Origin of the sequence: Heminiphilus faecis (assembly GCF_008728965.1) — a bacterium.
In the GTDB taxonomy this organism is placed as follows: Bacteria; Bacteroidota; Bacteroidia; order Bacteroidales; family Muribaculaceae; genus Muribaculum; species Muribaculum faecis.
In genome coordinates, this window is the sequence record NZ_VSMC01000011.1 from 88,530 (window position 1) to 102,911 (window position 14,382).

Annotated in this window: 14 protein-coding genes and 2 tRNA genes; all 16 read left to right on the forward strand. The window is 50.2% G+C overall.

Annotated features, from left to right (window positions below):
- Nucleotides 1–8 precede the first annotated feature (8 nt).
- The 16 genes from FW767_RS06465 (at nt 9) to FW767_RS06540 (ending at nt 14,177) form a co-directional block, all read left to right on the forward strand.
- Nucleotides 9–992: a PhoH family protein gene (locus FW767_RS06465; protein WP_121698450.1), complete on the forward strand. Its 984-nt coding sequence runs from the start codon at nt 9–11 to the stop codon at nt 990–992.
- A gap of 22 nt (nt 993–1,014) precedes the next feature.
- On the forward strand, nt 1,015–1,965 hold the full coding sequence (locus FW767_RS06470; RefSeq protein ID WP_121698449.1) for a phosphoribosylaminoimidazolesuccinocarboxamide synthase: 951 nt from the start codon (nt 1,015–1,017) through the stop codon (nt 1,963–1,965).
- A gap of 14 nt (nt 1,966–1,979) precedes the next feature.
- Nucleotides 1,980–2,717: a bifunctional demethylmenaquinone methyltransferase/2-methoxy-6-polyprenyl-1,4-benzoquinol methylase UbiE gene (ubiE, locus tag FW767_RS06475; RefSeq protein WP_121698448.1), complete on the forward strand. Its 738-nt coding sequence runs from the start codon at nt 1,980–1,982 to the stop codon at nt 2,715–2,717.
- A 233-nt stretch (nt 2,718–2,950) separates the two neighbouring features.
- Nucleotides 2,951–4,351, forward strand: a complete 1,401-nt coding sequence (locus tag FW767_RS06480; protein WP_121698447.1) for a DUF3078 domain-containing protein — start codon at nt 2,951–2,953, stop codon at nt 4,349–4,351.
- Nucleotides 4,294–4,950, forward strand: a complete 657-nt coding sequence (locus tag FW767_RS06485) for a hypothetical protein (protein ID WP_147438710.1) — start codon at nt 4,294–4,296, stop codon at nt 4,948–4,950. Before FW767_RS06480 ends, FW767_RS06485 begins: the two co-directional genes overlap by 58 nt.
- Before the next feature lie 18 nt (nt 4,951–4,968).
- A complete protein-coding gene (locus tag FW767_RS06490) occupies nt 4,969–5,451 on the forward strand; it encodes a hypothetical protein (protein WP_121698445.1) in 483 nt (160 codons plus the stop codon).
- Between the two features lie 182 nt (nt 5,452–5,633).
- On the forward strand, nt 5,634–6,365 hold the full coding sequence (locus FW767_RS06495) for an NUDIX hydrolase (RefSeq protein ID WP_121698444.1): 732 nt from the start codon (nt 5,634–5,636) through the stop codon (nt 6,363–6,365).
- A 27-nt stretch (nt 6,366–6,392) separates the two neighbouring features.
- Nucleotides 6,393–7,880: a xylulokinase gene (locus FW767_RS06500; RefSeq protein ID WP_121698443.1), complete on the forward strand. Its 1,488-nt coding sequence runs from the start codon at nt 6,393–6,395 to the stop codon at nt 7,878–7,880.
- Nucleotides 7,881–7,925: 45 nt separating this feature from the next.
- Complete coding sequence (gene xylA, locus FW767_RS06505) at nt 7,926–9,242, forward strand: xylose isomerase (protein WP_121698442.1); 1,317 nt, start codon at nt 7,926–7,928, stop codon at nt 9,240–9,242.
- A 94-nt stretch (nt 9,243–9,336) separates the two neighbouring features.
- Complete coding sequence (gene xylE / locus FW767_RS06510; protein ID WP_121698441.1) at nt 9,337–10,818, forward strand: D-xylose transporter XylE; 1,482 nt, start codon at nt 9,337–9,339, stop codon at nt 10,816–10,818.
- A 160-nt stretch (nt 10,819–10,978) separates the two neighbouring features.
- Nucleotides 10,979–11,578 carry an SIS domain-containing protein gene (locus tag FW767_RS06515; RefSeq protein WP_121698513.1) on the forward strand — a complete coding sequence of 200 codons (600 nt, stop codon included), beginning with the start codon at nt 10,979–10,981 and terminating at the stop codon, nt 11,576–11,578.
- 18 nt (nt 11,579–11,596) lie between these two features.
- Complete coding sequence (locus FW767_RS06520) at nt 11,597–12,502, forward strand: carbohydrate kinase family protein (protein ID WP_121698440.1); 906 nt, start codon at nt 11,597–11,599, stop codon at nt 12,500–12,502.
- A 17-nt stretch (nt 12,503–12,519) separates the two neighbouring features.
- Complete coding sequence (locus tag FW767_RS06525; protein WP_121698439.1) at nt 12,520–13,473, forward strand: hypothetical protein; 954 nt, start codon at nt 12,520–12,522, stop codon at nt 13,471–13,473.
- 19 nt (nt 13,474–13,492) lie between these two features.
- Nucleotides 13,493–13,972 (forward strand): 6,7-dimethyl-8-ribityllumazine synthase, encoded by a 480-nt coding sequence (ribH, locus tag FW767_RS06530; RefSeq protein ID WP_121698438.1) that lies wholly within the window; start codon nt 13,493–13,495, stop codon nt 13,970–13,972.
- A gap of 30 nt (nt 13,973–14,002) precedes the next feature.
- A tRNA-Tyr gene (locus tag FW767_RS06535) sits at nt 14,003–14,085 on the forward strand.
- Nucleotides 14,086–14,104: 19 nt separating this feature from the next.
- Nucleotides 14,105–14,177 (forward strand) — tRNA-Gly (locus FW767_RS06540).
- Nucleotides 14,178–14,382 lie beyond the last annotated feature (205 nt).

Consider the following 14,382-nt stretch of genomic DNA (forward strand, 5'->3'; position numbering starts at 1 on the left):
CACGCAACATGATAGAACGCATCATAATAATAGACAACGTCGATCCGGTCAGCTTCTACGGCATAAACAACTGCAACATGCAGCTGATAAGGAATCTGTTTCCCAAGTTGCGTATGGCCGCACGAGGTCAGATAATAAAAGTCATAGGCGACCCGGAAGAGACAGCAAACTTCGAGAAAAAGATAAAAGAGCTTGAAGCATACTGTGCTCAATACAACAAACTTACCGAGGACGTAATACTTGACATAGTAAAAGGCACCGGCGCAAAAGAGGTAAAAACAGACAACGTCATAATATTCGGCATCAACGGCAAGCCCATATCGGCACGCTCGGACAACCAGCAACTGCTCGTAAACTCCGTAACCGACAACGACCTCACCTTTGCACTCGGTCCGGCAGGTACAGGCAAAACATATGTTGCCATCGCTCTTGCAGTGCGTGCGCTTAAAAATCGCGAGGTACGCAAGATCATTCTATCACGGCCCGCCGTAGAGGCCGGCGAGAAACTCGGATTTCTGCCCGGCGACATGAAGGACAAAATAGACCCCTATCTCCAGCCCCTGTATGATGCTCTTGAGGACATGATACCCGCAGCTAAGCTCAAGGAATACCTTGAAACCAACGTCATACAGATAGCGCCACTTGCATTCATGCGAGGACGCACACTAAACGACGCCATGATAGTGCTTGACGAAGCGCAGAACACCACTACACATCAGATAAAGATGTTTCTTACCCGACTTGGCATGAACGCCAAGATGATAATAACCGGCGACATAACCCAGATAGACCTGCCCCGCACGGTAAGTTCCGGTCTTGTACAGGCACTGAAAGTACTGAAAGGAGTACCGGGCATAGGCATGGTAGAATTCGGCAAAAAAGACATAGTGCGCCATCAACTCGTACAACGCATAGTCGAAGCTTACCAGAAATGGGACGATCTACGTAAAGAGAATGAAGCCGGAGAACGTCACCACAACGGAAATCAATAAATTTCAACTCAATTATATCGCAATGGCTAAAACTCTAACTCAGACCGACTTCAACTTTCCGGGGCAGGACAGTGTATACCACGGCAAAGTACGTGATGTCTATGACATTAACAACGACCTTATGGTAATGGTGGCAACAGACCGCATATCGGCATTTGACGTTATACTTCCCAAAGGCATTCCTTACAAGGGACAGGTGCTCAACCAGATTGCGGCAAAGTTTCTCGACGCTACCGCCGATATAGTACCCAACTGGAAGCTCGCCACCCCCGACCCTATGGTAACCGTGGGCCTGAAGTGCGAGGGCTTCCGTGTGGAGATGATAATACGCGGCTACCTTACCGGTAGCGCTTGGCGCGACTACAGCGCAGACATGCGCGAACTCTGCGGTGTGAAGCTGCCCGACGGCATGAAAGAAAACGAGCGTTTCCCCGAGCCCATCATAACCCCGACCACCAAAGCGGAAGCAGGACATGATGAGAATATATCGCGCGAAGAGATTATAGCACAGGGCATCGTCAGCAAGGAAGACTATGAGACGATGGAGCGCTACACACGCGCCCTGTTCAAGCGAGGTACCGAGATAGCCGCCGAAAAGGGCCTCATACTTGTCGACACAAAATATGAATTCGGCAAGCGCGACGGTAAAGTATACCTCATTGACGAGATACATACCCCCGACTCCTCACGCTACTTCTATGCCGACGGATATGAGGAGCGTTTCACCAAAGGCGAGCCGCAGCGCCAGCTCTCAAAAGAATTTGTACGTCAATGGCTTATAGAGCATGACTTCATGGGCAAGCCCGGACAACAGGTTCCTGAAATGACCGACGCCTACTGCGAGTCAGTAAGCGAACGCTATATCGAGCTGTATGAGCACATAACCGGCGAGCCGTTTGTCAAGACCGACGAGACCGACCTCGCCGAGCGCATCAGAAAAAATGTGGATAAGTATCTCACTTCACGCAAATAACACTACCGTAATCAATGGAAGTAAAAGCTGAAAAAATCAACCCATACGGTGATGACCGCTGCAAGACCGAGCAGGTAAGAGAGATGTTTGACTCTATTGCTCCGGCCTACGATTTCATGAACCGCATGATGACTTTCGGCATAGATAAATTGTGGCGGCGGCGCGCAGTCAATATGCTGCGCCGCCGGGCGCCGCAACATATACTCGACGTTGCCACAGGCACGGGCGATCTTGCTCTGCTGATGCATCGTCGGCTTCACCCTGACAGGATTACAGGCATCGACCTGAGCGAAGGCATGATAGCAATAGCCCGAAAAAAAGCCGAGAACTCAGGAGCGGAAGCCCACATACGCTTTATGACCGGCGACTGCCTTTACCTGCCCTTCGCCCAAGAGGTATTTGACTGCATAACCGTAGCCTACGGAGTACGCAATTTCGAGCATCTCGATCGAGGATACCGTGAGATGCACCGCGTGCTGTCACGCGGAGGCATGCTTTGTGTCATCGAGCTCTCCACACCCGTCTCGCCACTGGTAAAACCGTTTTACAACTTCTACACACACCACATAATACCTGCCGTAGGACGCCTTGTGTCACACGACGTGCGCGCCTATAGCTACCTGCCCGAAAGCATAGCCGCCGTACCGCAAGGCGACGATATGCTCCAGCTTATGCGCGACGCCGGCTTCACCGACTGCCGATTCCGTCGCCTCACCTTCGGCACCTGCACCATCTACACCGCCATAAAATAAAAGTACCGAGATGCCGATTAATGCTCTCACAACACTTCAGGCTTAAAAAATACGTTTTTAACACATACCGACATAAAACTAATACGGCGACAAAAACAGCGGCATACATAATAACCCATTCCCGAATAAAAATACGAAACAGCATCAGATAGATAGATTAAAGTGACATTTTTTGCATAAAGCGGTTATTATTATTAACTTTGCGTAACACTAATTTCATTAATCGGCGCAATATGTCACTATCCAAGTTCAAGTTTATCCCGTTTCTATTAGTAACTGCATTATATACGGTTCCGGCAAACTCCCAACAACAGGAACCGGTAGAACCACGATTGCTTGACCTGCTGGAACTTGAAGAAGCCGAAGAGCCCGACTCAATCATAATCATAGAGGAAGAATACAATCCGTTCGCCGACTTTCTGACCGATACACTCGATGAAGTGTCGGCCATAAAGGAACTGCCGCTCATACCGACGTCTGACCTGCCGGTAATAACCTATATGCCGTTGGTGTTTGACTACGCGGAGTATATCGACTCAATAGCGGTGACCGACCCATCGCCTATATTGGCATCGGATAACGAAGCTTTAGACTGGCTTACAATCGAGGCCGACCGCCACCGCCGCTTCCGTGACATAAAAAGGCACTACATGATCAACCATCCCGATCTTGTAAAGTACAACATAATGACCCTGCCGGCTCCTCCCAAGCAGTACAAGGCCACTGTCGACCCGTCGCAGTCGACAATCATAATATCGGAAGTCATCACCCTTGACAACAAGGTCAAAGAGCCTGACACCCAGATTGAAATCGAACGCCGCCACTGGCTGCACAACTTCTCAGCCGGGCTGCAGTTCTCACAAGCCTACATAAGCCCCAACTGGTATCAGGGAGGCAACAACAACGTCAACATGATAGGCAACGTGAGGTGGAACGTGAAACTGAACGAAAAATTTCACCCCAACCTCATGGCCGAAGCCACGACCCAATACAAACTCGCCATATCAAGCGCGCCCAACGACACCGTGCACAACTACCTGATCAGCGAGGACCTGTTTCAATTCAACGGCACATTCGGTGTAAGGGCCATCAACAACTGGTACTACTCGGCCAACGCCATGTTCAAGACCCAGTTCTTCAACAGTTACAAAAGTAACTCTCGCGATTTGAAATCGGCATTTCTCTCGCCCGGAGAACTCAACGTCGGTCTCGGTATGACCTACAGCAAAGAAAACAAACCGAAACGCTTTCGTATAGAAGTGTCCATATCTCCGTTGTCATACAACATGAAAATGTCGACCAACCACAAAATTAATGTCACCAACTTCGGCATAAAAGAGGGCCACCGCACCATAAGCGAAGTCGGTAGCAACGCAGAGATGAAGTTGTCATGGAACATAATGTGGAACATAACTTACAATTCACGTATATTCCTCTTCACCGACTATGATTATGCTCAGGGCGACTGGGAAAACACGCTCAACTTCTCGATCAACCGCTATCTGTCGACACAATTATACGTACATCTTCGCTATGACTCAAGCCGCGACAAGGTTGATGACTCCCGATGGAGCAAATGGCAGTTGAAAGAGATTCTCAGCTTCGGCCTGCAGTATCAGTTCAAGACCATATAAAAAAATCCTCCTCGCTCCTCATCATGCGCATACTCTCCATCCTCATCACCCTCATTGTCTGCACAGGCACAGTTCATGCGGCCAAACCGATACACGGCGGCTATTACGACCGCGACAGCGTAGAAGCCCGTCTACGCGGCATGCCTCTCCATATTATCGAAGGCATATGGCAATTTCCGAGCAACGGAGCAACAGTAGTCATCGAACGCATACAACATGACGGACCCATGACCGACGAGGTCGTAGCCTACAGCATGATACTGCTCAAATCACCCATGCGCTCACTTTATCCGGGCACGGAAATAGGCACTCTCAAACCGACATCCAAACGCGGCGTATACTCAGCTGTACTATATACCGACACCGATGGCGGCCGACGTCTGTTGAAGCCAAAAAACTTCACCCTTACCCTGAACGACGACGGGCACCTCGGCTTTCACAGACACGGCTCAAGCATAAAAGCAAACATCTGGAGGATGCTCCCCTACATATCACGTCTCGGCATAAGGGTCAATAACGATAAACCGCGCGACGTAAACGGCTGCGTGCGCGTATTCCCGATGTCGAAAGACGGCCCCATCGAACCACGATATTTGTAAAACCGCATTACCTCCGCCATGAAACCAATATTGTCGCTGCTTATAATACTGCTGTCCGTGACGGCCTATGCCGACACACGCACCCGCACGACACGACGCCATCTCAAACCGATTATAGCGGAAGCGACAAACGACACCATACGACCGACAGACCCCGCTATGACAGGGAGCCCCGACAGCCTATCCATAAAAGGATACGACAAGCCCCTGCGCTCCATGCGCGAGACATTTTTCATAACCAATCGACACTGCATGCCGCTGCACACGGTAAAACTGCATATAAGCTACTACACAATGGGCGGCGAGATGCTGCACAGCCGTGACGTAACAATCGACACAACGATACCTCCGGGAGAAACACATCAAGTAAGCACTCCGGCATGGGACCGGCAGAAAGCATATTATTATATAGGTACGCGCGTGACTCCACGCTCGAAAAAAGCACTGCCCTACTACCCTAAAATAGCCATAATTTCAGCGCTGCTGGCCCCTATCGAATAATATTGTATAACATACAATAACGTTATCATACAATATACAATAACATTAATTTCCTTATTGTATACATAAAGATAACTATCTCACACCAAAGCAATGTTTTATAACATGTATTAAAAATTTGTTTTATTAAAATCCGATTACTAAATTTGCAGCGATTAACCAACTAACCAAGCCACAGAACAGTGCTCGACCCCCAAACGACGGCCCCATTAGCCAACAATCACATATCTGTCGACTGCGTTGTCGTAGGATTTGACGGCGAACAGCTTAAAGTGCTGCTCGTAAACCGTCACGGCGAAGAGGACGGAAAAGAGTACCATGACATGAAACTGCCCGGAAGCCTTATATATCAGGACGAAGACCTTGATGAAGCCGCCCGCAGGGTATTATACGAACTTACCGGGCTTAAAAACGTAAGTCTGCTTCAATTCAAGGCATTCGGTTCAAAAGACCGCACGAGCGACATACGCGACGTACATTGGCTCGAACGGGCACAGAACGCCAAAGTAGAACGCATCGTGACCATAGGCTATATGGCTCTCGTAAAAATCGACCGTACTATCGACTCTTCACTCGACGAGCATCAGGCATCATGGGTAGCTTTGTCTGACATAAAAGAGCTTGCGTTTGACCACAATCTTATCGTTAACGAAGCCACCCGTTACATACGTCAGGTTGCCGACGCCCAGCCTTCGATACTGTTTGAGCTGTTGCCGCGCAAATTTACAGCAGCACAACTGCGAAGTCTCTACGAAGTCATCCATGACCGCAGCATCGACGTACGTAATTTCCATAAAAAAATAAGCATGATGGACTATGTGGTGCCGCTCGAAGAACGACAGCAGGGAGTAGCCCACCGCGCGGCACGTTACTACAAGTTTGACAAAAAGATTTACAACAAAAACAGACGATAACCAATCATCAAAAAAATTTAAATCATTATGTATTTATTAGGTTACGACATAGGTAGCTCTTCAGTAAAAGCGAGTCTGGTAGACGCAACTACAGGCAAGTGCGTATCATCGGCATTCTTCCCGAAAGTCGAAGCCGAAATCATCGCCATAAAACAAGGCTGGGCCGAGCAGCAGCCCGACCAGTGGTGGAAACACCTCAAACAATCGACACAGGCCATATTGGCAGAGTCAGGCATCGACCCCAAAGACATAAAAGCCATAGGCATCTCATACCAGATGCACGGATTGGTGTGCATTGACAAAAATCGCAATGTGCTGCGTCCCGCCATCATATGGTGCGACTCCCGCGGCGTACCATATGGCGAAAAAGCATTCAACGAACTCGGCGCCGAGCAGTGTCTGAGCCACATCCTCAACTCTCCGGGCAACTTTACCGCCACAAAACTTGCATGGGTAAAGGAAAACGAGCCGGAACTTTTCGAAAAAATAGACAAGATACTTCTACCGGGCGACTACATAGCCATGCGGCTTACCGACCGGGTATGCACAACCGTATCCGGGCTCTCCGAAGCCATGTTATGGGACTTCAAGACCGGAGCGATTGCCGACTTCCTTCTCGAATATCTCGGCTTCAGCCCGACTATAATACCGGAAATCGTACCGACATTTACCATACAAGGCTATGTCACCGCAGAAGCAGCTGCCGATCTTGGCCTCGCCGAAGGCATACCGGTGGCATACCGTGCCGGCGACCAGCCCAACAATGCGCTGTCGCTTAACGTATTCAACCCGGGAGAGATAGCATCAACCGCAGGTACGTCAGGCGTTGTATACGGCGTAAACGGAGAAGTCAACTACGATACAAAATCGCGCGTAAACACCTTTGCCCACGTCAACCACACCAACGACAGCACACGTCTGGGCATCATGGCCTGCATAAGCGGCACCGGCATACTCAACTCGTGGATGAAGCGCAACGTAGCTCCCGAAGGCATAAGCTATCCCGAGATGAACGACCTCGCCGCACAGGTGCCCATAGGCAGCGAAGGCGTGACCATACTCCCCTTCGGCAACGGCGCCGAACGTGTTCTTCAAAACAAGGAGATAGGCAGCTCCATACATGGCGTCAACTTCCTTCGCCACAGCAAGGCCCATCTTGTCAGAGCAGCACAGGAAGGCATAGTATTCTCGTTTCAATACGGCATAGAGATTATGGAAGCGCTTGGCATGGACGTAAAGAAAATACACGCCGGACACGCCAATATGTTCCTCAGTCCTCTCTTCCGCGACACTCTCGCAGGAGTCAGCGGAGCCACCATCGAGCTATTTGACACCGACGGCTCGGTAGGCGCGGCCAAAGGTGCCGGCATGGGCGCCGGCATATACGCCGACAACAATGAGGCCTTTGCAACTCTCGACCGCATTGAGATAATAGAACCCGACCACAAAAACCGTCAGGCATATCAGGATGCCTACGGCCGTTGGAAAGAACGTCTTGAAATGTATTTACACTAATAACAATAACCAACAACATTAATAAACATCTAAAACATTAAAATTATGGCAACAAAAGAGTATTTTCCCGGGATAGGTAAAATCCAGTTTGAAGGCAAAGACAGCAAGAATCCGCTGGCTTACCGCTACTATGACGCCGAAAAGGTAATCCTCGGCAAAAAAATGAAAGATTGGCTGAAGTTTGCCATGGCATGGTGGCACACTCTTTGCGCCGAGGGCGGCGACCAGTTCGGCGGCGGCACAAAGAAATTTCCTTGGAACGAGGGCAACGATGCCGTAGAAATCGCAAAACAAAAAGTCGATGCAGGCTTCGAATTCATGCAGAAGATGGGCATCGAATACTTCTGCTTCCATGATGTCGACCTCGTAAGCGAAGGCAATTCTGTAGAAGAATATGAAAGCAACCTCAAGGCTACCGTTGCTTATCTCAAGGAAAAGATGGCCGAGACCGGCATCAAAAACCTCTGGGGTACAGCCAATGTGTTCGGCAACGGCCGTTACATGAACGGAGCAGCCACCAACCCTGACTTTGACGTAGTAGCACGCGCTGCCGTTCAGATCAAGAACGCCATTGACGCCACTATCGAGCTCGGCGGTACCAACTACGTATTCTGGGGTGGTCGCGAAGGCTACATGTCACTGCTCAATACCGACCAGAAGCGTGAGAAAGAGCACTTGGCCATGATGCTTACCATAGCACGCGACTACGCACGCGCCAAAGGCTTCACAGGCACATTCCTCATCGAGCCCAAGCCCATGGAACCCTCCAAGCACCAGTATGATGTTGACAGCGAAACCGTAATAGGCTTCCTCAAGGCTCACGGTCTTGACAAGGACTTCAAGCTCAACATCGAGGTAAACCACGCTACTCTCGCCGGCCACACATTCGAGCACGAACTCGCAGTAGCTGTCGACAACAACATGCTCGGCTCTATCGACGCCAACCGCGGTGACTACCAGAACGGATGGGATACCGACCAGTTCCCCATCGACAACTTCGAGCTCATTCAGGCCATGATGCAGATCATACGCAACGGCGGCCTCGGCAACGGCGGTACCAATTTCGACGCAAAAACCCGTCGCAACTCTACCGATCTCGAAGACATATTCATCGCCCATATCGCCGGCATGGACGCAATGGCACGCGCACTCGAGAGCGCAGCCGCTCTGCTCGAAGAGTCGCCCTACAAGAAGATGCTTGCCGACCGCTACGCATCGTTTGACAGCGGCAAGGGCAAGGAATTCGAGGAAGGCAAGCTCACACTCGAGGAAGTAGCCGCCTACGGCAAAGAGGTCAACGAACCCAAGCAGACCAGCGGCAAGCAGGAACTTTATGAGGCTATCGTAGCCATGTACTGCTAATCTATCAATTGATTAATAAACCTAAGTACCCGCTATGGCGGAGCTCCCCGGAGCTCTGCCATAGTGTCGTATTTACCATAAAAACATTTTCACCATGGAATATCCTGAAAAAGGGAGCAAACTATATCTGTTTTCAATCGTGCTTGTGGCCGTGCTCGGCGGATTGCTGTTCGGTTATGATACCGCAGTGATATCCGGTGCCGAAAAAGGGTTACAGGCATTTTTCTTGGGGGCCAAGGACTTCGTGTACACCGATGTCATTCACGGCATCACTTCGTCAAGCGCGCTGATAGGATGTATTGTCGGCAGCGCATTGTCGGGCTTCTTCGCACAGAGACTCGGACGTAAAAAGTCGCTTGCCGTGGCAGGTGTGTTTTTCTTCCTGTCGGCACTCGGCTCGTATTATCCCGAATTTCTGTTCTTCGAGCATGGCAAACCCACCTACAGCCTGTTGTGGATGTTTAACTTCTACCGCATACTCGGAGGTGTCGGCGTAGGACTTGCCTCGGCCATATGCCCGATGTATATAGCCGAAGTAGCCCCCTCCAATATACGAGGCACACTCGTGTCATGGAACCAGTTCGCCATCATATTCGGTCAGCTTGTCGTGTACTTCGTCAACTTCATGATACTTGGCGAGCACACCAACCCTATCATCGAAAAAACAGCCCACAACCTGTATGTCGTACTTCCGGAGTCTGACGCATGGACCATCATGACAGGCTGGCGCTACATGTTCGGCAGCGAGGCATTTGTTGCCGGCGTATTTACCGTACTCGTATGTCTGGTACCGGAGTCTCCCCGCTATCTCGCGCTCATCGGAAAGGACAACAAGGCACTCGCAGTACTCGCACGCATCAACGGCATAAGCAAAGCACGCGAGATACTCTCTGACATAAAGTCTACGGTAGAAGTCAAGAGCGAACGCCTCTTCTCTTTCGGCATAATGGTCATCTTCGTAGGCATCATGCTCTCTGTTTTCCAGCAGGCCGTGGGCATCAACGCCGTACTTTACTATGCTCCGCGCATATTCGACTCAATGAACATGGGCAACCCCATGGTTCAGACAGTCATCATGGGCATCGTCAACATAGCCTTCACACTTGTGGCCGTATTTACGGTTGAAAAACTCGGACGCAAACCGCTTCTCATATGGGGTTCGCTCGGCATGGCTCTCGGGGCTCTCGGCGTTGCGGTATCCAACCTTGTCACCGTACCGCCCATCGTGCCGGTAATAAGCATCATGGTATACTCCGCATCATTCATGTTCTCGTGGGGACCGATATGCTGGGTACTCATTTCCGAAATCTTCCCCAATACCATCCGCGGTGCCGCGGTAGCCATAGCGGTGGCATTCCAGTGGATATTCAACTTCATCGTATCGAGTACGTTTGTTCCGATGTACAACATGCGGCTCGGCGAAATGGGCGACCGCTTCGGTCATATGTTTGCCTACGCACTTTACGGCGTCATCTGTGTCTTGGCAGCAATCTTCGTTTACAAACTTGTACCCGAAACCAAGGGCAAGACTCTCGAAGACATGACCGCCCTGTGGCGCAACCGCAACAAAAAATAAACATCAGCAGCAACATTTTTATACGGCCGGCACCGATAGGTTTCGGCCGTATATTGTTATACATTAGTATTGCATAAGGGTAATTTCCGATTTCCGCAAAAAGTCATTACCTTTGTAATATTAATTATTGTAAATTGAAGCGATTGAACTTATGACCGATATTCAACAATCGATGCGTCAGATCCTTCAGGACGAGAGCCGGGCCATAGCCAATATTCCGGTAAGCGACGCCTATGACCGCGCCGTAGAGCTTATCGCAGAGCACGTACATAACCGCAAAGGCAAACTTGTGACCTCAGGCATGGGCAAAGCCGGCCAGATAGCCATGAACATAGCCACTACATTCTCCTCGACAGGCACTCCCGCAGTCAACCTGCATCCATCGGAAGCCCAGCACGGCGATCTCGGAGTCATACAACCCGATGATGTGATGCTACTGATATCCAACTCCGGCAAAACACGCGAAATAATAGATCTCGTGCACTTGACCCACAATCTGTATGCCGACATACCGCTAATTGTCATCACCGGCAATCCTGACAGCGAGCTTGCCCGCATAGCCAATATCACACTCGCTACCGGCGGCGCACCGGAAGTGTGTCCGCTCGGGCTTACTCCCACCACATCCACCACCATGATGACCGTCATAGGCGATGTGCTTGTGGTCAACGTCATGAGACGTTGCGGTTTCACACGCGAGCAATACGCCCTGCGCCACCACGGAGGTTACTTGGGCACCAAGTCGAGAGGACAGGAATAACACCGCATAAATTCAACTATGAGAAAGATTATCTTAATCGGAGAATGTGAACTGAATGTACTTTTCCGCAATGACCGACCATGGCGAGCGCTTCCGGGAGGCATATTGCTCAATTCGGCGGCAGCACTCGGCAACCGCAAGTACGACGTCACCTTCGTATCGGAAGCCGCCACCGACCATGTGGGCGACATAATCGTGGATTTTCTTACCCTACACGGAGTAGCCATACATTCAATCGACCGCTTTACCGAAGGACACACTTCATCGGTACTCACATTTTCATCAGACCACGGCGAAGTACGCCACTGCGTACGTTACAAGCAGTACCCCCAACAGAGTTTCGGAGTTGTATGGCCGCGCATAGACCCTGATGACATAGTCATATTCGGCGAATTTTACTCTATCGACGAAAGAGTGCGTGCACGTTTGTTTGACATAGTGAAATACGCGTCAGAACGGCGTGCCATCATCATATATGCCCCGGCAATAGACAACTCACGGGTGACACGCATAACACGGGTCATGCCGGCAATTCTGGAAAATCTCGAAATATCCGACATAGTGGTTACCGACCGCAAAAGCATAGCCACTATATTCAATAAAGATGACGACAAGGCCGCCTATGCCGATCACATAAGCTTCTACAGTTTCAACCATGTCAACATCGACTTCGCAACCTCGTCGATAAACATGCATTGCCGCAAATATTCACAAAGCGTAAAGCTATCGGACCATCCCGACCCCGACGTGGCAATGTCAGGCATCATCGCAGGCATAGCGGCTGCTATCATTGACAACGGACTGCTCCGAGAAAATATGGAGCACCTTACCTCTGACGACGTGGAACTGCTGCTCAATAACGCCATAAAATGGAGCGACAGCGCCGCAGCCGCACCCGACAATATAGTAGAGCCCCTAAACTGATAAAATTTGAGAACGGCATGAAAACCACCTCACTTGAAAACGGCTTTATCACCTTTCCGCATAACAGTCAGCGCGGTGGCGATGATTTTCTTTCGGCATATGCGGCGTTGCGTGATTCTACATTAGAAGCACTTAAAGACACGTCCGACTGCTCTGCGGTAGCCGCCAAGCTTCTTAAAGCGGCGCAGGATATAGACTTGGATGAAGAAAACGCCATACTCAGAAAAGCGACTCCCATGCAGATAGCCGTAGCCGCACTTATCGAAGCCGGCGACTACGACAAAGCACTTGATACTTCAGCCGATACACTTACCGTGATGTCACAGGAAGCCCGTCGCAAGGATGAAGAGTTTCTGCTGATTCTCGGTTGTCTGCTGCACGACCTTGCGTTTATCCACAATATGCGCAAAGAGTACAAAGCCGCAGAACGCACTCTTTCCAAGTCAATAAAAATTTTTGAACGGCTTGCAAAACTCAACACCGAACAATACGGTTCGGCCCACATCAATACACTCAATGCCTCGACATCGGTATACCGTTCCCACATCAAGCAAGTCAATCTGCTGGCACACTATCAGGTAGCCACGACCACATATCTAAACATGGTCAACGGCGGCATAAAGAATGCCATGGACCGCCTCATCAACTCGCTTCAGGACGAAGGCCTGACCCTCATGCATCTCGGCAAATATAAGGATGCCGTACGATACTTTTCCCGCGCGCTCAAATATCTTACCAGACTGCAACCCGACTTCTCCGACCGCCACATGGAGCTGTCGGTCATGCTCGGCCAAGCGCTGCTACACAATATCACCACCCGACGAAAAGGCGTGCACCTGCTCAATACACTTCTACAGAAAGCGATAAAGAACAAAGACAACGACACTGCCGAAAAGATTAACGGGCTGCTCGAAAAACAATCGGGACGACTCGACATCATAGGCATGTGGCACAAGATATTTCCACGATAAAAAAACAATAATCCAAAATATGTCAACAGCATTATCGACAGGAGCGCCACACGGCGCGTTGCCCCGGCTCCCGGAAGGAACAAAAATAGCGTTAGTCACAGCCGAATGGAACAGCCATATAACCGAAGCCCTCGCTTCAGGAGCTGCCTCGCTGCTCACATCAGAAGGCGTGTCATTTGACACATTCCATGTGCCCGGTGCCGTGGAACTGACTTATGGAGCCGCATCACTCATGGACAGCTACGATGCCGTGATAGTATTTGGATGTGTCATACGCGGCGGCACTCCCCACTTCGACTATGTATGTCAAAGTGTCACACAAGGCATCACCGCACTCAACGCGCAAGGCCGTTGTCCTGTCATATTCGGCGTACTTACAGTCGACACCGAACAGGACGCCATAGACCGCGCAGGCGGCATTCTCGGCAACAAAGGCTCTGAAGCCGCCGAAGCTGCCATAAAAATGATCGATTTTACTTGCACAGTAAAAAAGATATAACTACCTTTGTAGTCCCAAACAAAAGTGGAAGGGCGAATACCAGAGTGGCCAAATGGGGCAGACTGTAAATCTGCTGGCTTATGCCTTCGGTGGTTCGAATCCATCTTCGCCCACATCTTTCAAAATTCTACTGCGGAAGTAGCTCAGTTGATAGAGCATCAGCCTTCCAAGCTGAGGGTCGCGAGTTTGAGCCTCGTCTTCCGCTCACCGAGGTCGACCGTCATGTCGGCCTTTTTTAATACCAATATACCTATACTAAGAACAGGACTAATTGCGGGTCAGCGGATTTTCCCGGTGGGCGACGTGGATGTATCGTGGTATAGTATTACCTTTGCATCATGAAATCGGAAAAACTGCTTCGAGCCATCCTGCCGGAGGTACTCATAGATAATTTTGAAGTCGATCGTATT